Source organism: Arcticibacter eurypsychrophilus, assembly GCF_001730525.1.
Classification (GTDB): Bacteria; Bacteroidota; Bacteroidia; order Sphingobacteriales; family Sphingobacteriaceae; genus Arcticibacter; species Arcticibacter eurypsychrophilus.
The window spans coordinates 1-20,665 of sequence record NZ_MDFN01000038.1 but is presented as its reverse complement, the minus strand read 5'-3'; the positions used below and the strand labels follow the sequence as shown (position 1 = coordinate 20,665).

17 protein-coding genes are annotated in these 20,665 nt (G+C 38.1%); 2 read left to right on the top strand and 15 right to left on the bottom strand.

Going from position 1 to position 20,665, the window contains the following annotated elements; genetic code table 11:
- Positions 1–8: 8 nt before the first annotated feature.
- Complete coding sequence (gene ligA, locus BFL47_RS17170; RefSeq protein ID WP_069661028.1) at positions 9–2,024, top strand: NAD-dependent DNA ligase LigA; 2,016 nt, start codon at positions 9–11, stop codon at positions 2,022–2,024.
- A gap of 74 nt (positions 2,025–2,098) precedes the next feature.
- Complete coding sequence (gene dapA / locus BFL47_RS17165) at positions 2,099–2,977, top strand: 4-hydroxy-tetrahydrodipicolinate synthase (RefSeq protein ID WP_069661027.1); 879 nt, start codon at positions 2,099–2,101, stop codon at positions 2,975–2,977.
- Between the two features lie 63 nt (positions 2,978–3,040).
- Here dapA and BFL47_RS17160 read toward each other — a convergent pair whose 3' ends face one another.
- From BFL47_RS17160 to mraZ, 15 genes are all read right to left on the bottom strand, one after another.
- Positions 3,041–3,238, bottom strand: coding sequence for a histone H1 (locus tag BFL47_RS17160; RefSeq protein ID WP_069661026.1), 198 nt, complete (start codon positions 3,236–3,238; stop codon positions 3,041–3,043).
- A gap of 126 nt (positions 3,239–3,364) precedes the next feature.
- Positions 3,365–4,606, bottom strand: coding sequence for an aminotransferase class I/II-fold pyridoxal phosphate-dependent enzyme (locus tag BFL47_RS17155; RefSeq protein ID WP_069661051.1), 1,242 nt, complete (start codon positions 4,604–4,606; stop codon positions 3,365–3,367).
- Between the two features lie 130 nt (positions 4,607–4,736).
- Complete coding sequence (ftsZ, locus tag BFL47_RS17150; protein ID WP_069661025.1) at positions 4,737–6,365, bottom strand: cell division protein FtsZ; 1,629 nt, start codon at positions 6,363–6,365, stop codon at positions 4,737–4,739.
- A gap of 126 nt (positions 6,366–6,491) precedes the next feature.
- The gene (ftsA, locus tag BFL47_RS17145; protein WP_016195989.1) at positions 6,492–7,841 is read right to left on the bottom strand and encodes a cell division protein FtsA; all 1,350 of its coding nucleotides are present in this window, start codon (positions 7,839–7,841) and stop codon (positions 6,492–6,494) included.
- A 15-nt stretch (positions 7,842–7,856) separates the two neighbouring features.
- Complete coding sequence (locus tag BFL47_RS17140; RefSeq protein WP_069661024.1) at positions 7,857–8,702, bottom strand: cell division protein FtsQ/DivIB; 846 nt, start codon at positions 8,700–8,702, stop codon at positions 7,857–7,859.
- Positions 8,695–10,047, bottom strand: a complete 1,353-nt coding sequence (gene murC, locus BFL47_RS17135; protein WP_069661023.1) for a UDP-N-acetylmuramate--L-alanine ligase — start codon at positions 10,045–10,047, stop codon at positions 8,695–8,697. The genes BFL47_RS17140 and murC overlap by 8 nt, the downstream gene beginning before the upstream one ends.
- Position 10,048: 1 nt before the next feature.
- Positions 10,049–11,146 (bottom strand): undecaprenyldiphospho-muramoylpentapeptide beta-N-acetylglucosaminyltransferase, encoded by a 1,098-nt coding sequence (gene murG, locus BFL47_RS17130; RefSeq protein WP_069661050.1) that lies wholly within the window; start codon positions 11,144–11,146, stop codon positions 10,049–10,051.
- A 14-nt stretch (positions 11,147–11,160) separates the two neighbouring features.
- Positions 11,161–12,327, bottom strand: a complete 1,167-nt coding sequence (locus tag BFL47_RS17125) for an FtsW/RodA/SpoVE family cell cycle protein (RefSeq protein WP_069661022.1) — start codon at positions 12,325–12,327, stop codon at positions 11,161–11,163.
- A 30-nt stretch (positions 12,328–12,357) separates the two neighbouring features.
- Entirely contained in the window at positions 12,358–13,704 is a 1,347-nt protein-coding gene (murD, locus tag BFL47_RS17120; RefSeq protein WP_069661021.1) for a UDP-N-acetylmuramoyl-L-alanine--D-glutamate ligase, read from the bottom strand.
- Entirely contained in the window at positions 13,704–14,945 is a 1,242-nt protein-coding gene (mraY, locus tag BFL47_RS17115; RefSeq protein ID WP_069661020.1) for a phospho-N-acetylmuramoyl-pentapeptide-transferase, read from the bottom strand. Before mraY ends, murD begins: the two co-directional genes overlap by 1 nt.
- Entirely contained in the window at positions 14,945–16,408 is a 1,464-nt protein-coding gene (locus BFL47_RS17110; RefSeq protein WP_069661019.1) for a UDP-N-acetylmuramoyl-L-alanyl-D-glutamate--2,6-diaminopimelate ligase, read from the bottom strand. The genes mraY and BFL47_RS17110 overlap by 1 nt, the downstream gene beginning before the upstream one ends.
- Entirely contained in the window at positions 16,405–18,504 is a 2,100-nt protein-coding gene (locus tag BFL47_RS17105) for a penicillin-binding protein (RefSeq protein WP_069661018.1), read from the bottom strand. The genes BFL47_RS17110 and BFL47_RS17105 overlap by 4 nt, the downstream gene beginning before the upstream one ends.
- A 109-nt stretch (positions 18,505–18,613) precedes the next feature.
- Positions 18,614–19,027: an FtsL-like putative cell division protein gene (locus BFL47_RS17100; RefSeq protein WP_069661017.1), complete on the bottom strand. Its 414-nt coding sequence runs from the start codon at positions 19,025–19,027 to the stop codon at positions 18,614–18,616.
- A 54-nt stretch (positions 19,028–19,081) separates the two neighbouring features.
- Complete coding sequence (gene rsmH / locus BFL47_RS17095; protein ID WP_083257250.1) at positions 19,082–20,005, bottom strand: 16S rRNA (cytosine(1402)-N(4))-methyltransferase RsmH; 924 nt, start codon at positions 20,003–20,005, stop codon at positions 19,082–19,084.
- Complete coding sequence (mraZ, locus tag BFL47_RS17090) at positions 19,977–20,444, bottom strand: division/cell wall cluster transcriptional repressor MraZ (RefSeq protein ID WP_069661016.1); 468 nt, start codon at positions 20,442–20,444, stop codon at positions 19,977–19,979. The genes rsmH and mraZ overlap by 29 nt, the downstream gene beginning before the upstream one ends.
- Between the last annotated feature and the right edge of the window lie 221 nt (positions 20,445–20,665).

Here is a 20,665-nt window from a genome sequence, read left to right as displayed (position 1 = left end):
TTCGTTTTATGTCAATTATTGATATTAAAAGCCAAATAGAAGCCCTCACTACTGAGTTAATTCAGCATAATTACAATTATTATGTACTTGCACAGCCCACTATTACAGACTATGAGTTTGATATCAAGCTTAAGCAACTAATTGACCTTGAAAAGCAACATCCAGAACTTCAGGACCCTTATTCCCCTACACAACTAGTGGGTGGAGAAATCACTAAAGAATTTAAAACAGTAACGCATAAATGGCCCATGCTTTCTTTGGGGAATACCTATAATGAGCAGGATCTCAGGGAATTTGACGATCGGATAAAGAAAGCTATCGGATCTGATTTTGAATACGTTTGTGAGCTTAAGTTTGATGGCCTTTCCATTAGCCTGACCTACGAAAGTGGAAAGCTGATAAGGGCTGTTACACGTGGAGACGGAACAAAAGGAGACGACGTTACCTCAAACATCAAAACAATAAAGGCTATTCCGCATACGATAAAAGCAAATGATTACCCTGATAAATTGGAGATCAGAGGAGAGGTTTTTATGCATCGGGCTGCTTTTGAGCGTTTAAATAATGAACGGATCAACAATGATGAAGTACCTTATGCAAATCCACGAAATTTCGCTTCAGGTACTGTAAAGCTTCAGAATTCTGCTGAAGTAGCTCGTCGTCCCCTTGATTGCTTTCTGTATTTTTTATATACCGAAAAAAGACTTTATAGGACGCATTGGGAAAGTTTAGAAGCTGTAAAAAATTGGGGTTTTCATGTTTGTGAACATAACAAACTTTGTACTGGAATTGATGAAGTATTAAAGTTCATTCATTACTGGAATACCGAACGGTTCAATCTGAGCTATGATATTGATGGCATAGTGCTTAAAGTGAACAGTTATGCTCAACAGGAAGAACTTGGCTTTACGGCTAAATCTCCGCGTTGGGCAATTTCTTTTAAATTTAAGGCACAAGAAGTGGAAACGGTATTGGAATCTGTGAGTTATCAGGTGGGACGAACCGGAGCTGTAACTCCTGTTGCCAATTTAAAACCTGTTTTGCTTGCAGGCACGACCGTTAAACGGGCAACACTTCATAATGCAAATGAAATAGAGCGCCTGGATTTGCACGAAGGTGATACTGTTTTTGTTGAAAAGGGGGGTGAAATCATTCCTAAGATCACTTCGGTTAATACACTGAAAAGAAAGGAGGGCAATCTTAAAATTGTTTATCCTGATACTTGTCCTGAATGTGGAAGCAACCTCATAAGGAAGGAAGGCGAAGCCGCTTTTTACTGTCCGAATGATGAAGCTTGTCCCCCTCAGATCATGGGAAAAATTCAACATTTTTGTAGCCGCAAGGCCATGAATATCGATGGCATTGGGAGCGAAACGATTGAATTATTATACAAACAGGGACTAATTGAACACATTAGTGATATATATTCTCTTTATCAAAAGCCTGATCAACTAAAAGACTTAGCTCGCTTTGGGGAAAAGTCCATTTATAATATGCTGGAAGGTATTGAGCGTTCCAAGCAAATGCCTTTTGAAAAGGTACTTTTCGGCTTAGGGATCCGGTATGTTGGCGAAACTGTAGCCCGGAAATTAACGATCTACTTTAAAAATATTGATAGTTTGCAAAATGCAAGTTATGAAGAGTTAATAGCGGTAGATGAAATTGGAAGCCGGATTGCTGAAAGTATTGTAAGTTATTTTCAGGGAAACAGGCATAATGACCAAATTATTTTATTACGTGATGCAGGTTTACAATTCATACGGGAGGAAGAGGAACTTGTATTGTCCAGTGATAGATTGACAGGAAAGACATTTTTAATTTCAGGAGTCTTTGAACAATATAGCAGAGATGAACTAGCTTCACTAATTGAAATGAACGGTGGAAGGATGCTTAGTAGCATATCCGGAAAATTAAACTACCTGTTAGCTGGTGAAAATATGGGTCCTTCAAAATTAGAAAAGGCAACTAAATTAAAAATCCCTATCATATCTGATGTGGATTTAATAGACATGTTAAAGGTTTAATCTTTATTTACATAAATACCTATTAACTTAGCAGACTAATATAAACTCGGTTTAAGCAACCATAGGCAATACGAATGAACAAATTTCATGGAACTGGGGTCGCTATGGTTACCCCGTTCGATCAGGAAGGATCAATAGATTTTCAGGGCTTAAAAAAACTGATTAATTTTCAGATAGAAGGGGGAGTGGAATATCTCGTATCCCTGGGAACAACTGGAGAATCCGCCACTTTAACAAAAGAAGAAAAGAAATCGGTATGGAAATTTACCACGGAAACAGTGAATGGACGGGTTCCATTAATTGCTGGGATTGGTGGAAATAATACAAGGGAAGTAGTTGAAGGATTGAAGCAGTTTAATCCTACCGGTTACGATGCCATCCTCTCGGTAAGTCCTTATTATAATAAACCTACCCAGGAAGGCATATATCAGCATTATAAAATCCTGGCTCAGGAAACACCTTTGCCCCTTCTAATTTACAATGTACCTAGTCGCACAGGAAGTAATGTAGCTGCTGAGACTACTTTAAGGCTAGCTAACGATTGTAAAAACATTATTGGGGTCAAAGAGGCTTCAGGTAATATTGAACAGTTTTATGCCATCTTACGCAGCAAACCAGAAGAATTTTTATGTATTTCAGGAGATGATGCTTTGACACTTCCTTTGATGGCTATGGGTGGGAATGGAATAATATCGGTAGCAGGAAATGCTATTCCAGGCCTATTTTCCGATATGGTGCGGTTATGTCTGAAGGGAGATTTCAAACAGGCTGCTCCTTTGAATCTAAGACTAACGAAGTTTATCAGTTTACTGTTTGTAGAAGGAAATCCAGGCGGAGTTAAATCGGCATTACAACATTTAGGCATCTGTGCTGATCATCTCAGATTACCTTTATATCCAGTTGGGCAGACAACCAGCCTAGCTATAAAGAAAGAGCTAGAGAATCTTGTTTAATTAAAAAATTCTCATTAGAAAAAAGAGAGCCTCATAAATGAAGCTCTCTTTTTTTTTAATATATTATTTCTTAGCTGGAACTGAATTCTTGGAGTCCTGGACTTCCAGACGAATAGATTGAGCAAGATTTTTCATATCCTGTAATCCTTTTCTTAACCTCGTTCCTGCAGCACTATTACCTTTGTTGTAAAATTTGTCTGCATCGCCGTCTAAACCTGTTAATAGGTCTTTTAGCTCTTTAAATCTTTCATAATTTGCCATAATAAGTTAGTTTTAGTTCCTTTTTCTAAATACTAGCTAAAGTAATAGCTTTTTTTAAAATAAAAAATAAATATCATTAATTAGGGCAAAAACTGTAAATAAGCTAGATGCTTCTCAATTAAACAATTAAGCCTTTACGACATTCTGTTCTTTATAATAACCACTTTGAAGCTTAACAGCAACTTCAGAAAAAGCATCCAGAGTTACTTGAACATCTTCCAAAGTATGTGCAGCAGTAGGGATAATACGAAGCTCAATCAATCCTTTAGGAATTACAGGATACAATACGATGGAACAAAAGATTCCATAATTTTCTCTTAAATCCATGGTGATAGCAGTTGCTTCATTCAGTTCGCCTTTTAGGAAAACCGGTGTTACCATGGTATTGGTAATACCTAAATTAAAACCTCTTTCCCTTAAGCCCTTTTGAAGAGCAGTAGCTATTGACCATAGTTTTTCACGAAGTTCTGGTTTTGACTGTAACAATTCAAGCCTCTTACGTAAACCAATCACCATCGGCATTGGAAGCGCTTTAGCATAGGTTTGAGAACGCATATTATAGCGCAGATAGTTGATTATGGTTTCGTTTGAAGCAACGAAAGCACCTATTCCAGCCATCGATTTAGCAAAGGTTGCAAAGTAAACATCTACGCCATCGATACAATTTTGCTCTTCATGTGTACCAGCACCAGTTTTACCCATGGTACCAAAGCCGTGCGCATCATCAATTAACAAACGGAATTTGAATTGTTCTTTTAATGCAACGATCTCAGCAATTTTCCCCTGAGCACCAGACATACCAAAAACACCTTCAGTGATGACTAAAATACCACCCCCAGTTTGTTCCGATAACTTTGTTGCGCGCTCTAATTGTTTTTTACAGCTTTCTATATCATTATGTTGGTAGACAAATCGTTTACCCATATGTAACCTTAAGCCATCTATAATACAAGCATGACACTCTGCATCATACACAATTACGTCAAACCTATCGACTAGTGTATCAATAATAGACAACATCCCCTGATATCCGTAATTCAATAGAAAGGCATCTTGTTTTCCAGTAAACTTAGCAAGGTCCTGTTCCAGGGCCTCATGGTTATTTGAATTACCGGACATCATCCGGGCACCCATAGGGGCTGCTAATCCGAATTCCTTTGCTCCTTGCGCATCTGCTTCTCTTACTTCAGGATGATTTGCCAGGCCCAGGTAGTTATTTAAACTCCAAACCAAGTGCTCTTTCCCTCTGAAAAGCATATGAGGACCGATTTCACCCTCTAATTTTGGAAATGCAAAATATCCATGCGCCATTTTTTGATGCTGGCCTAATGGTCCCATGTTCTGGGAAATCTTTTCGAATAAATCCAACTTTTTAAAATTTAATAATTTCAATTATAAAGATACAAAGTTAACAAATTTAAAAGCCTTGAATTAATTAAATCATACAAAAGCAAAAGCCCTTATTTTCGGTAAGGGCTTTTGCTTTTGTATGATTTAATTAATCTACATTATCGTGTAAAAAGGAATTGTTAGGCCTTATTTCAGTAACACCATCTTCATTGGACAATGTAAAACGGGAAATCTGTGATTCAGAAGAATGAGGTACTTGCTGAAGTGCCAATTGCTTTCTTTTGTAAGCCGGCTCAACTTCAAGCTCCTGCAGACCGTTGGCAGATCGAAGCTTCATACTTAAATCTTTCAATCGCAAGATACGCTCGCGGGATTTGCGTAACTGCTCCTCTATCGACTCATCCGTTTTGTGTTCATCCGGATTGTGCGCAACAGATTCGACAGGTTGTTCGGGCTGAATATCATGAACTGCCGGTACTACCTCAGCGGTTGATTCATTAAATTGATATTCATTGCTTTCTGAAACTTTATACCCAAAGTCAAAAGGCTGTTCCTCTACAGTTTTCTCTTCTTCCTGTAAGCTATGCCTGATTAGTTTTGGCTTTTCTAAAGTTTTATTATCTTCTTTATTTGTTTTATGGGTTTGTGCACCAAACAAATCAACCTGCACTTCAGGAGCAAAACGAATTAATGGAGTTTCATCATCCTTTGTTTCTTCGGCATCATCCAGAAAAACATTAATGGGCCTTACCATTGGTGCATTATCAGGAGTAAGGAGAGATACTTTTTTTTGCTGGCTCTTTTCTACTTCGCGCTCTTCTTTGGTTTGAAAACCTGTTGCTATAATAGTAACAGACAATTTCTCGCCCAAGTTCTCGTCCATACAATTACCCCAAATCAGATCGGCAGCTAAACCAGCTTCTTCCTGAATGTAATCGGTAATTATAGTTACTTCATCCATGGATACTTCCCTGGATCCGGAGCTTATATTTAATAGGATATATCGCGCTCCCTCAATTTCATTGTCTTTCAATAAAGGAGAAGCTAATGCTCCTTCAACAGCCTTTAAAGCCCGGCTTTCACCTTCAGCTGAGTAACTACCCATGATAGCCACTCCACTATTGTTCATAACCGTTCGAACATCTTTAAAGTCAACATTTATATACCCTGGAATTGTTATGATTTCTGCAATACCTTTTGCTGCTGTCGTTAAGATATTATCTGCTTGAGCAAATGCAGCACTTAAGGTTAAATTACCAAAGATTTCACGCAGACGATCATTGGAAATGACTAGGTAAGAATCTACATATTTTTTAAATTCTTCCAAGCCTTCTTCTGCCTGCATCTTTCTACGTTTGCCTTCAAAAGAAAAAGGTGTAGTTATGATACCAACGGTAAGGATATCTAGTTCCTTCGCTGCTTTAGCAATAATCGGACTGGCACCTGTACCTGTGCCACCACCCATTCCTGCTGTTATAAACAACATTTTGGTAGTGCTTCCAAGCATACGCTTGATATCTTCGATATTCTCTATCGCAGAGTTCTTCCCTACTTCAGGAATTGATCCTGCTCCCATTCCTTCAGTGAGACTCGCGCCTAGCTGAACCTTGTTTGGGATTGGACTTAGCTCTAAGGCTTGAGCATCAGTATTACAAATGATGAAGTCAACACCTGTAATTCCTTGCCTATACATATGGTTCACTGCATTACCGCCGCCACCACCAACACCAATTACTTTTATAATTGATGATTTTTCTTTTAACATTTCAAACTGCATATCGCTATAAATCAATAGAGTAGATTAGGAATTCTAACATTTATTCATCTTTGTAATATTAAATAATTTTACACAATAGTTACCAACATATGTTAAAATTGTGGAAAAATAATGTCATGTTAATAATTACTTAAGATAATCCTCGTCTTTTATATCATCTCTGATAAACCGGGCACCGGTCTGTACTAATCTATCAAACAGCCCAATAGACTTTTTAACCTTAGTAGTTTGAGGAGATTGAACAAAAACACCTGGCTGTTTCATCATTTCCTCTACTTCTTCCGCTTTTTGAATACCCTTTATCAGAAGTCCTATACCAGTAGCATACAGTGGACTTTTTAAATCGTCGTATATATTTTTGGGCAAGATTTCATTTTTAGCCAAATGTTCATTTGGGTATCCAACACGGCAATCCAACCCAGTAACATATTCAACCAGTTGAGACAAATGTTTTAATTGAGCACCACCACCAGTAATCACAATTCCTGCAATTAGTCTTTTCTCATACCCCGATGCCTTAATTTCATAATAAACATGTTCGATGATCTCTTCCATTCTTGCTTGTATTACATAAGCAAGGTTTTTAACAGAAATTTCTTTTGGTTCCCGGTCTCTTAAACCCGGAACGGATATAATTTCATTATCCTTATTTTCGTCTGCAAGAGCGGATCCAAATTTTGTTTTAAGAAGCTCTGCCTGAGGTCTCATCACCGCACATCCTTCACGGATATCCTCTGTCACACTATTCCCTCCGAAAGGAATTACAGCGGTATGCCGGATGATACCTTCATGAAAAATCGCGATATCAGTAGTACCACCACCTATATCTACCAAAACAACCCCTGCTTCTTTTTCTTCGTCACTCAATACAGCGTCTGATGATGCAAGTGGCTCAAGAATCAGTTCCTGAGTTTCAAGATTTGCGTTCCTGACACATTTCAAAATATTCCTGACGGCACTAACATGTCCGGAAATAATATGGAAGTTAGCTTCCAAACGAACGCCAGCCATGCCAATCGGATCTTTAATTCCGGGCTCGTTGTCGATAGTAAACTCTTGAGGAAGCACATGAATAATTTCCTCACCTGGTGGCATTACCAACTTGTACATGTCTTCAATCAGCTTATCAATATCTTTCCGCTGAATTTCATTTTGCAGATCTTTTCTGGTAAAGATCCCTCTGTGCTGTAAACTTTTGATATGCTGACCAGCTATACCTACGTTTACAATCTTAATTTCCACATTTGACTGAGCAGCTGCAATTTCTACTGCTTGTAAAATACCATGTACCGTTTTCTGTATATTGGCTACCACTCCGCGGCTTACACCAGCAGATTCAGCCTTTCCCAAACCTAGTATTTCTATCTTTTTGTGTCCATTTCTTCGACCAACTATTACACAAATTTTAGTTGTTCCAATATCCAATCCTACAACTATAGGTGAATTTTTTGATGATGTAGTACTACCTTTATCCATAACTAAGGTGTTAAATTATTTTCTTATTGTTGTGTCTTTAATGTTTTCTTTTTTGATTGCAGCTGAAATTATCCATGAACTATCTGCAAGATTTTTTTCACAAATAATCTGATTGGTATACTTGATGTTAATAGTCTTATAGGCATTCCATCCAACTGCAGGCATCGCTTTTTTGTAAAAAGCTTTCAAATTATTAAATCGTATTTCCAGAGAATCTGCATTCCCTAATATAATCTTCTGATCACCAACCCTGGGCACAAGCTCTATTTCGTTTTGTTGATTTACGTATAACTGTTCAATCTGATCCTTCCATAATGTATCCTTCTCTATGTAAAGCGCTATTTTGTACAAATCACGAGCAGTACTTGTTTTTAAAGAATCCATTTTCTTTGTATAACTCTCCATGATATATCCATTTGCAACCAACACATGAGGAGTATAATCCATAGACGGTGGAAGTTTATTTCCCAACCTGTCGATATAAAAATTTTGATTGGTATAATTTATTACGCGTAGGATGGGTTCGCTTTGGATCACTTTAATGTGAACAGTACCATCCATATCGGCAAATACCTCCGCATCCTTGATATAAGGATTCTTCTTTAACAGGGCTTCTATTTTATGTGTACTAATTTCTTGAAATAACTTACCCAATAATAAACCTGAATGCTCTTGAATAATACGGTTCACTTCTTTACGATCGATAAAGCCGGCAGTTCCAGGAATAATCACTTTAATATCCTTACATCTAAGCTGACCTTTCTTTACATTGATGAAACTGATAAGCGTTATCAATCCGCCCAGACAAATCAGCCAGGTAAATAAATACAAAATCCGCTTCCATGCAATTCGCTTAAACATGAGACATTATTTTCTTTATAGGTTCAACCATTAAATCAATATCGCCAGCTCCAACAGTTAAAAGGAGTTCTGGTGGATTTTCAGAGATTAAGAGGAGTGCATTCTCTTTTGTACTTAAAACTTTAGTCTCACTCTTTACCAGGTTTAAAATAATTGCAGAAGTAACCCCCTCTATTGGAAGCTCCCTTGCAGGGTAAATATCCAGCAGAATCAAATGATCAGCTAAACTTAAAGACTCAGCAAAGCCAACTGCAAAATCAAGTGTGCGGCTATATAAATGAGGTTGAAACAATACGGTTAACTTTTTTTCAGGATACAACCGTTTTGCAGCAGCAATACAAGCCTTCAATTCTTCCGGATGATGTGCGTAATCATCAATATAAATATGCTTATTGTTTTTTACAATATACTCAAAGCGACGTTTTACACCTTTAAAATCAGCTATAGCTAACTTAATTTTTTTAGCTGGAATTTGCAGATATAATGCAACCTGAATAGCCGCTACCGCATTTTCAATATTATGAACACCAGGTAAAGGCATCTCTATATCATTAATTTCAATGCCTAAGCCAATAAAATCAAAGTAAAACTGTTCATTTTCAATCTTGATATTCTTTGCGCATACGTCTGCCTCCTCAGATGCAGAATAACTGATTCCTCCTTTTAAAGGAAGATTTATCTTATGTATTAAGCGGCCGCCCTCCTTGAGCTGTGAAGCAAAAAGCCGGAATGATTCTTCTAAGTGTTCAGCTGTACCATATATATCCAGATGGTCTGCATCCATTGAAGTAACTACTGCAATATCAGGATGTAAAGTCAGGAAAGATCGATCGTATTCATCCGCTTCTACGACCATAATATTGTTCTTTCCGAACAATGCATTGGTATTAAAATTGGAAGATATACCGCCTAAAAAAGCGGTACAGTCATTTCCTGTATGACGTAATATATGAGCAACTAAGGTAGATGTTGTCGTTTTCCCATGAGTTCCAGCAACAGCAATAGTAAACATGCCTTTACTTATAATGCCAAGAACTTCAGAGCGCTTCTTCAAAAGATATTGATTATTCCTGAAGTAGTTTAAAATAATAGAATTTTGAGGAATTGCAGGCGTATAAATAATCAAAGTAGATTCTTTATCGGCTCCAATAGTATTAAGTTGATCCAGCGTGTCTATGTAGGAGATTTGAGCCCCCTCATGAGTAAGATTACTGGTAAGAGCAGTAGACACACGGTCATAACCAGATACATGGCATCCTCTTTTAAGAAAATACCTTGCAAGTCCACTCATTCCAATGCCTCCGATCCCTACCAGATAAACGTTTTTAATCTTACTTAATTCCATATTAACCTGCTATTAACAATACCTCTTTTGCAATCTGCTCATCTGCGTCTGGCAATGCCATCCCGCCTATCTTCTTGCTCATCTCCATACATATCTGCTCATTTTTCACCAAAGAAATGGCTGCATTGATCAACTCTTCTGACGCTTTACTATCTGTAATCATAATTGCCGCATTTTTAATAGTCAATGCCAATGCGTTTTTAGTCTGATGATCTTCTGCTACATTAGGAGAAGGAACCAGAATTACTGGTTTCTTAACCACATATAATTCGACAATTGTACCTGCACCGGCTCTGGATATAATTACATCTGCTGCTGCATATGCAAGATCCATACGATCCAAAAATTCCACAATGCACACATTTACAGGGAGCTTATCTCCTACTGAAGCCAATATTGACGTATAGTAATATTTTCCTGTCTGCCATATCAGTTGAACATCTTCTTGAATAAACTGATCGATCCCTTTCAGCATACACTCATTTAAAGTCCGGGCACCCAAGCTTCCACCAGTTACCAAGATGGTTTTCTTATCCAATGACAATCCAAAACTTCGTAAACCCTCTTCCCTTTTTCCTGCTATATCTACCGCCTCTTTCCGAATAGGATTTCCCGTGATCATAATTTTATCTGCCGGAAAAAACTGACTCATACCAGAGAAAGCCACACATATTTTCTTTGCATTTTTACCCAACCACTTATTTGTTATTCCAGCGTATGAATTTTGTTCCTGAATCAAATAAGGCACTTTCATCATTCCTGCCATATAAAGCAGCGGACCTGAAGCATATCCTCCAACGCCCACAGCTGCGTCTGGTTTAAAGTCCCTGATAACTGAACGGGCCTTCATCAAACTACTGATCACCTGGAATGGTAATGCCAGGTTTTTCAAAAGAGACTTTCGTTGAAATCCTCGAATATCCAATCCTACAATAGTATAACCTGCTGCTGGAATCCTTTCCATTTCCATTCTTCCAAGAGCACCGACAAAAAGAATCTCAGTAGAAGGATCAATACGTTTCAATGCATTAGCAATAGCTATTGCAGGAAATATATGTCCCCCTGTTCCTCCACCACTGATTATTATTCGTTTTGCCATTTTCTTAACTACCATTATCCCATCGCAGGTATCTCACCTATGATCACTTTTGCGTCCTTTTCTAATTTCTTTTCTTCAATATCACGACTCACACTTAATATTATTCCAAATGCGACACTTGTAAACAGAATAGAGGTTCCTCCCATACTTACTAGTGGAAGGGGAACTCCTGTTACCGGACCTAACCCAACTGCTACTGCCATATTTGCAAATGCCTGAATGGTTAAGCTGAAACTTAGTCCTGCTGCCAATAGGGCACCAAAGGCCTTAGGACTAGCCGTGACTATTAATATGCACCGATATAAGAGCACCAGATAAATAAATACAACCAAAAAGCCCCCAACCATTCCATACTCTTCAATGATTAAAGCATATATAAAGTCAGAGTAAGGATGCGGCAGAAAATTACGCTGTGTACTATTTCCCGGACCCTTACCAAAGATTCCTCCTGTTGCAATCGCTATTTTAGCCTGATTAGCCTGAAATGATTTGTCAGGATCAGCCTTTTCGGGATGCATATACACATCTATACGCGATTTGTAGGTAGCACTTCTAGGCCCAAAAAACACTACACCCATTAATAACACAAATCCTGCCATGCATACAATAGCTATTTGTTTAATACTGATCCGGCCAATAATAAGCAACAAAATACTTACACCAAACAGCATCATAGCCGTTGATAAATTAGCCAGTGCAATCAATATAAAAACAACTGAAACCGATCCCATAATAGGCAAAAATGATTTTTTTACATCTTTAATCTGTTCCTGCTTTTTGGTCAATGTCCGGGCCAGGAAGGTAATCAGCGCAAGCTTAGCAAGATCCGAAGTCTGGAACGTCTGATTAATAATAGGTATTGTTACCCAGCGACTGGCTTCATTTACATTATTTCCAAAGATCAGAGTGTACAACAACAACGGGACAGTAACGATCATCAGCACTTTAGAAATCCCAGCATAATAGCGATAGTCAAGTAAATGCGAAAAATACATTAACGCAAGCCCACCTACAATCATCACTAAATGCTTAAACAAATATTGCTCAGTGCCAACCCCCTTTTTATAAGCAAGGGTTCCAGTTGAACTGTAAACAGCCAACAATGACAAAATAGAAAGCAATATCACAATAAGCCATATCCAGCGATCGCCTTTTGTTTTACTTAAAATAGCTTCTACCATAACCTGACTATATATCTTTTTTTTACACGATTATAATTCCTTTATTGCAGCCTTAAACTGATCACCACGATCTTCATAATTTTTAAAAAGATCAAAACTTGCACAAGCTGGCGACAGCAACACTGTATTTCCCTTTTTTGCCAGATGATAGGCCATTTTCACAGCGTCCTGAGCAGAAAAAGTATTGACAATCACATCTACGTATTCTTCAAAAGCCTCATGAATGCGTTTGTTATCTTTTCCCAGACAAACGATTGATTTCACCTTTGCTTTGACAAGATCTTTCAGCATACTATAGTCATTTCCTTTATCTACACCTCCCAGAATCAAAATCACATCTGTAGTCATGCTTTCTAAAGCATACCAGGTTGAATTTACATTAGTGGCCTTAGAATCATTAATAAAATTTACGCCCGATATTTTACCAGCATCTTCTAATCGATGTTCAATATTTTTGAAGTCGCCCATACTTGCTCTTACGTTTTCATTTCGTAATTCAAGTACCTTGGCTACAATACCAGAAGCCATAGAATTGTAGATATTGTGTTTCCCCTGTAACGCTAGATCTGTAATTGTCATCTTAAATTCTTTTTCTGTGTCAAGTTTAATTATTATCTGCTCATCTTTTACATAAGCTCCTATTTCAACCTCTTTTTGTATGGAAAATGGATAAGTCATCGCTACTGCAGGATGACGCTTTAAAATATTAATGGTCTCAGGATCATCTGCACAATAAATGAAAACATCCTTTTCTGACTGATTTCTTATGATTCGAATCTTGGATTCAGCATAATTTTCCATCTTATAATCATACCGGTCCAAATGATCAGGCGTGATGTTTAAAAGTACTGCTACATCTGCTTTAAACTCATACATATCATCCAGCATGAAACTGCTTATTTCCAAAACATACCAGTCAAAATCCTTTTGAGCGACCTGGCGCGCATAACTCTGCCCTATATTACCGGCCAAGCCAACATGTAATCCTGCATCCTTTAAAATGTGATAAGTAAGCATAGTAGTAGTGGTCTTACCATTCGATCCGGTGATGCAAATTGTCTTTGCATTTGAATAGCGAGAAGCAAACTCGATTTCGGATATAATAGAGATCCCTTTTTCCCTGATTTTTTTTATCAGAGGTGCTTTTTCGGGTATACCAGGACTTTTTATCACTTCATCTGCAGTAAGAATTCGTTCTTCCGAGTGCTGCTGTTGTTCAAATTCAATTCCTGCATCCTCCAACTCCTTCACATACTTTGGAGATATAGGTCCAGAATCGGATACAAAAACTTCGAATCCTTGCTTTAAGGCGAGAACGGCAGCTCCCGCTCCACTTTCACCTGCTCCTAAAATCACTATATGATGCTTAGAATCCATTATCTTAGTTTTAAGGTTATTATAGTTAATACCGCAAGAATAATCCCCACAATCCAAAAACGGGTTACAATTTTTGACTCATGATATCCCTTTTTTTGATAATGATGATGTGCAGGAGCCATCAGAAGAATACGGCGGCCTTCACCTGATTTTCTCTTTGTATATTTAAAATAAGACACTTGTAAAATCACGGATAAGGTCTCAAAAAAGAACACTCCACATAACAAAGGGATAAGCAATTCTTTCCTGATCATAATTGCAAAAACTGCAATAATTCCTCCTATTGCCAGACTTCCTGTATCTCCCATAAAAACCTGTGCCGGATATGAATTATACCATAGAAATCCCACACAGGCTCCAACAAATGCCCCAGCAAAGATCACCAGTTCACCCGAATTCGGAATATACATGATATTGAGATACTCAGCCATGATGGTGTTACCTGACACATAGGCCAATATGGCCAAAGTAACCCCTATAATCGCCGAAGTTCCAGTTGCAAGACCATCAATACCATCCGTTAAATTCGCACCATTTGATACCGCTGTTACAATAAAAATCACGAAAAACAGAAAAACAACTAAGGCGTACTTTTCATATCCCTGACCTAAAAAAGTTAGAAACTTCGCATAATCAAATTCATTATTCTTCACAAAAGGAATATTCGTCATCGTTGACTTCAGGTTCTGTGTGAAGTAGTATGCATTTCCCTTTTGATGAACTTCCAAAGGACTTACATTTGTAGTTGGTAACGTCACCTGTTGTCTCACCACAATATCAGGATGAAAATACATCGTCCAGCCCACTATAAGGGCAAGACCAATCTGACCCATTATTTTGAATCTTCCCGCTAAACCTTCCTTGTCCTTCTTAAAAACCTTAATATAATCATCAATAAAACCAATTATGCCCATCCATACTGTAGTAATCAGCATCAGGATGATATATATGTTTTCCAGTTTAGCAAAAAGAAGAGTGGGGATTAGAATACCCAGCAAAATGATAATCCCACCCATTGTAGGGGTTCCCTGTTTCTGCATTTGTCCCTCAAGACCTAAATTCCTTACTGTTTCACCTACTTGCAGCTTATGCAGCATGCTAATCAACTTTGTTCCAAAAATAGTAGTAAACAGAAGGGAAAATATAATTGACATGGCTGTACGGAATGAAATGTATTGAAACACTCCGGTACCTGAGAGACCGTATTCTCTATGTAACCATGTAAATAAATAATATAACATTAGCCTATCTGTATTAATTGTTCTGTTAAAATTTTCTTATCGTCAAATGGATATTTAACGCCATTGATTTCCTGATACTTTTCATGGCCTTTACCTGCAACCAGAACAATATCACCAGCCTGCGCAAGATGACAGGCCGTACGAATTGCTTCTGCCCGATCAGCGATCACTAAAACCTTTCGCTTATTCTCCGGACTTATACCAGATTCCATTTCCATGATAATCTCCAACGGATCCTCAGATCTTGGGTTATCCGAAGTAATAATTACTTTATCACTCCAGTCACAAGCGATCTGAGCCATTGGTTTTCTCTTCGTTTTATCCCTGTCGCCACCACAACCAATAACGGTAATCACCTTCTCAATTCCCTTTCTTACCGTATGAATGGTACTTAATACATTTTGAACAGCATCTGGTGTATGTGCATAGTCTACAATGCCGATAATTCCATTTGGTGTATTGATACAATCAAAACGACCTTCAGCACTGGTTAATCTGCTTAATATGGTAAGTACCCGCTGACTATCCTGCTCAAGCAGCATAGCTGTTGCATATACACTAATCAAATTGTACGCATTAAAATTACCGATCAGTTTAAACCATATTTCCTGTCCATTAATTTCAAGCAAAAGTCCTGTAAGTTCATTCTCAATCACTTTAACCTTGAAATCAGCAACACTTTTAAGCGCATATGACTTCTTGTACGCTTTTGTATTCTGAAGCATAACACTTCCATTTCGGTCATCTGCATTCGTTAAAGCAAACGCAGACCTCGGTAGGCCGTCAAAAAATGCTCGCTTAGCCTTCAGATAGGAATCGAAAGTTTTATGAAAGTCCAGATGATCATGTGTGATATTAGTAAAAACCCCTCCGGTAAACTCTAATCCCGCAATCCGATGTTGTGAAATAGCATGAGAGCTAACCTCCATAAAACAATAATCGCAACCGGCTTCTACCATATCTGCCAGTAAACTATTTAATTCTATTGGGTCCGGAGTGGTATGTGTAGCCGGAATAATGGTATTATTAATGTAATTTTCAACTGTTGAAAGTAGCCCAACCTTATAACCCAGCTCTTTAAAAAGCTTAAATAATAAAGTAGCCACAGTAGTTTTCCCATTCGTACCCGTTACCCCTACTAACTTCAAAGAAGCAGAAGGATTATCATAGTAATGCGTAGCAATAGTACCCAAGGCCTCAGCAGAATCTGCCACAACAACATAACAGATATTTTCAATCCGTTCTTCAGGTAAACTTTCGCATACTACAGCGATAGCACCCAACTCAATAGCCTTTGCTATAAATGTATGACCATCAGATAAAGTACCCTTTACTGCAATAAATAAAGAACCAGGCACAACCTGACGTGAATCAAAGTAGATTTTGTCCACAGTAATCTTATCAGAACCCTTTATTTCCAAAACTGGAATACCGATTAATAATTCAGTAAGTGTCTTTATCATTTCAGTTCGATGGTTATAGGGTATCCCTTAATAATCCGGGTACCCGCTTCTAATGATTGTTTAACTACTTTTCCGCTTCCTTTAACAATAGGACGCAATCCAAAATCACTTAATAGAAATATTGCATCTTTTAATCCCATTCCTGAAATATCAGGAACCTGTTTTGAATTCACAATAACTCCCCTTACAGAAGCACCATTGCTGGTATCCACAGGATGTATAAATTCACTATTGGAGGCATAAAACGCTTTAATTCCCAATGATTTGTAAACCTGACGAGTAGCTTGATTCTGTCCAGCTTTTGATGAAGGTAATTTTGTATTCCCAACCAGTCTTTCCTGCACATGGCTATACATTGCCTTATCATTCGCATAAACTTTATCAGCCACTTCCCGAAAAACCGGCCCTGCTACTAAAGCAGCATAGTAAGCGCCCTTAGGATTATTCAATACCACAATCATTGAATATTTTGGCTTATCTGCTGGAAAATAGCCAACAAAAGAAGCTTGGTATGACCTTTTTGTACGATATCCAAGAGCACCGTTGGCGATCTGGGCAGTACCTGTTTTACCAGCTACCTTATACAACGAGTTTTTTATAACCTCTTTACCTGTCCCAATTTCTACAACTCCCTCCAGCATAGCTTGAAGCTTTCCGATAGTAGCATCCGAACAAATTTTCTCGTCTATCACATTTGCGGTAAAGCTTTCTATCGTATTACCTAATCTTCTAATCTCTTTCACAAACAGCGGTGCAATCATTTTACCATTATTTGCCACTGAATTATAAAACGTTAGCATTTGAAGCGGGGTCATTTTCATTTCATAACCGTATGCCATCTGTGGCAACGTCAAGCCACTCCAACTTTTAGAGTCTGGATTTTTAATTAAGGGACTACCTTCACCTGGTATCTGAAGTCCCAATTTTTTATTCAAATGAAGCTTGTAAAGATGATCTGTGAACTGTCTTGGATTATCTCTGTAATTCTGATGAATAAGTTTAGCTACAGCAGCATTTGATGATTGCTCAAAAGCTTGTTTTACCGTAAGAATACCATTTCCCAAATGAGAGTCCTTAATGGTATGCCGGTATACTTTATATGTACCACCCTGACAATCAATCAGAGAATTGGTATCTACTTTATTATCCTCAAGAGCGGCCATATAGGAAGCCAGCTTAAAGGTTGAACCAGGTTCAGCGCTCTCAGCAATTGCATAGTTTAATTTCTCCTCATATATTCCTTCGGAAACACGGGTAGCATTGGCAATAGCCTTTATTTCACCTGTGGAAACCTCCATTAAAATCACACAACCATGATCCGCATCACTCTTAATCAGCTGTTTTCGTAACGCATTCTGAGCAACATCCTGAATATTGATATCGATTGTCGAAATAATGTCAGCACCATCTTTAGGCGCAATTTCAATATCTTTATTTACAGGCATCCATATACCACCTGCAATACGTTGCATCAATCGCCTGCCGCTTTCTCCGTTTATGTAGTCCCCATACGCACCTTCCAATCCCACTGGTTGAACGTGCACATTTTTATAACCAATCGTTCTTGCCGCTAATCCTTTAAAGGGCAGAATTCTATTATTTTTCTGAACTGCAATTAACCCGCCTTTATATTTTCCTAAATTAAAAATTGGAAAAGTCTTGATCTGCTTCAATTGCTGATGGGAAACATTTCTTTTTAGCAAGAAATACCTGGACCCTTCCCTGCGGGCCTGCCGTAACAGATTCGTATATTGCCTTTCCGTTTTATCTCTAAAAAAAAGAGATAACCGTTCGGCTAATGAATCTACTCTCTCGTAAAAATCTTTATCTTTCTCGATTCCCCCAGCCTTTAAATCAAATCGAAGTTCATACTCAGGTACCGAGGTAGCCAAAAAACTTCCATCTGATGATAGAATATTGCCCCTCACTGCTTCAACATTTACATATCTGGTCGACAGGCTGTCGGCCATTGCCCTCCACTTGGCTCCTTCTGTAACCTGAAGATGAAAAAGTTTAAACAGCACAGCAAATGCCAGTAGAACAATTAGTCCAAAGGCAATATAAACACGCAATAAAATGTCAGTTCTGATATTCATAATCCAAATCTGCTTATTTATTATTTTCTCTCTATTTGATCCGGATAAAATCCCGAACCGATGTGCTGTGTATTAAATTACTACTCGTCGCAAGACCATCCCGAAACGTTTACTTATCTTCAATAATCAAAGGGACCATTAGCTTTTTGGGTGGCTCTACCGGTTCTTTAAGCCCAAGCGTATCCACTTTCTTTGCTACTTCAGTCTGCGTACTCTTCAACATTAAATCTGCATTCAACGTCTTGTAATCCCAGCTTAATTCTTTAACCTCTTTATTTAACTTATCAATCGACCTGATATTCTTTTCTGTAAAATGTCGATTACCGATATATATCATACCCAAAAAGGCAATAAAAATCACAAATGGCATCATTTCAGAAGCTGCTTCTTTCGAAATCACCCCCTCTGTCAGCATAAGCGTAAAGAAGTTTCTTGGCATCACCACTTTCGGTAGAGCCTCAGGAATAACATCCATCTCCTCCTCTTCTTCTTCTTTGCTTTCTCCCCTGAAACGATTACTCATACCACTTATCGCTTTTTTAGTTTAAAAATTCTCTATCTACAAGTCGCAATTCCACTATAACTTAACAGCTATTCTAAGTTTAGCACTACGTGCTCTGTTATTGATTGCAATTTCTGCCTCAGACGCCACTAAAGCTTTTCTATTCACTGATTCCAGAGGCCTTTGCATATTACCATAAAAGTCTTTTTCAACTTCACCTCTGAATTTCCCTTTAGCAATAAAATTCTTTACCAACCGGTCTTCCAATGAATGATAAGACATCACCACTAACCTTCCGCCTGGCTTTAACACTTCGGCAGCCTGAATCAAAAATTCTTGCAAAGCTTCTAATTCCTGGTTAACCTCAATCCGCAAGGCCTGAAAGGCCTGAGCCAAATACTTATTCTCTTTCCCCCTGGGAATCCGATGCTTTATAACTTCTTTGAATTCCGCTATTGTTTCTATTTTCTTATTTAATCTGGAAGTAACCAGCGTGCGCGCAAGCGATTTTGCATTTTGAATCTCTCCATACATGCCAAAAATACGATGCAAATCTTCTTCACTATACGTATCAATCACTTCTTTTGCAGTTATTGGTGCCGACTGATCCATTCTCATATCCAGATCCGCATCAAACCGCGTAGAAAAACCCCGCTCTGGCTGATCAAACTGGTGGGATGAAACACCAAGATCAGCCAGAATACCATCTACCTGCATTGCCTCATGTAAGCGGCAATAATTCTTCAAAAAGCGGAAGTTCTGATCTATAAAGGTTAACCGATCATCTTGTATAATATTTTTCTTTGCATCTTCGTCCTGGTCAAATGCTAACAATCTCCCACTGGCATCCAGATGTTTTAATATTTCCCTGGAATGGCCTCCTCCTCCATAAGTAACATCAATATAAGTACCTGCTGGTACAATATTCAAACCTTCTATGCACTCATTCAGCATAACGGGATTATGATATTCAGACATCGGCACGTTTCCTTTCTGCATTGCCCATTACTTCCTGGGCAAGCTTTGAAAAATTCTCCGGCACATTGTCCAGCTGAGCATCATAAGCATCCTTAGCCCACAACTCTATTTTATTGAATTGTGAAGACAAAGTAACGTCAGCATTTACCCCTGCATAATCCAAAAGAGACTTGGGTAATAAGATTCTTCCCGCAGCATCTAAGGATAGATCTGTAGCTCCTCTCATAAAGTACCGGATAAATTGCCTGTTCTTTTCTTCAAATGGATTAAGCTTACTTAAATCTTCCATAATTCCATCCCACTCTTTTCTGCCGTAAATAACTAAATGCTTCTCAAATCCTCTGTTCACTACCAGTCCATCTTTCTCTGCCTCAGGCATTTGTTTCCTAAGACCGGCTGGTATCATCAGCCGCCCTTTTGTATCAAGCTTACATTCAAATTCACCTAATAAATGAGACATGGACCATTATATTATAATTAAGGATAAAAGTACACACTTTTACCACTTCTTACCACATTACCCCACAAAAAAGTTATTAACAAGTTTAATGACATTTTTCAAGGGGAAATGGTCCGGTAAATGTTATGAACGTATTCAATTGTTAACAATACCAGATGAAACAGACCTGTTGTTTAAGGATATATTAGAATATACTGTTGTCCGGTAAAAGAAAAAAGGTT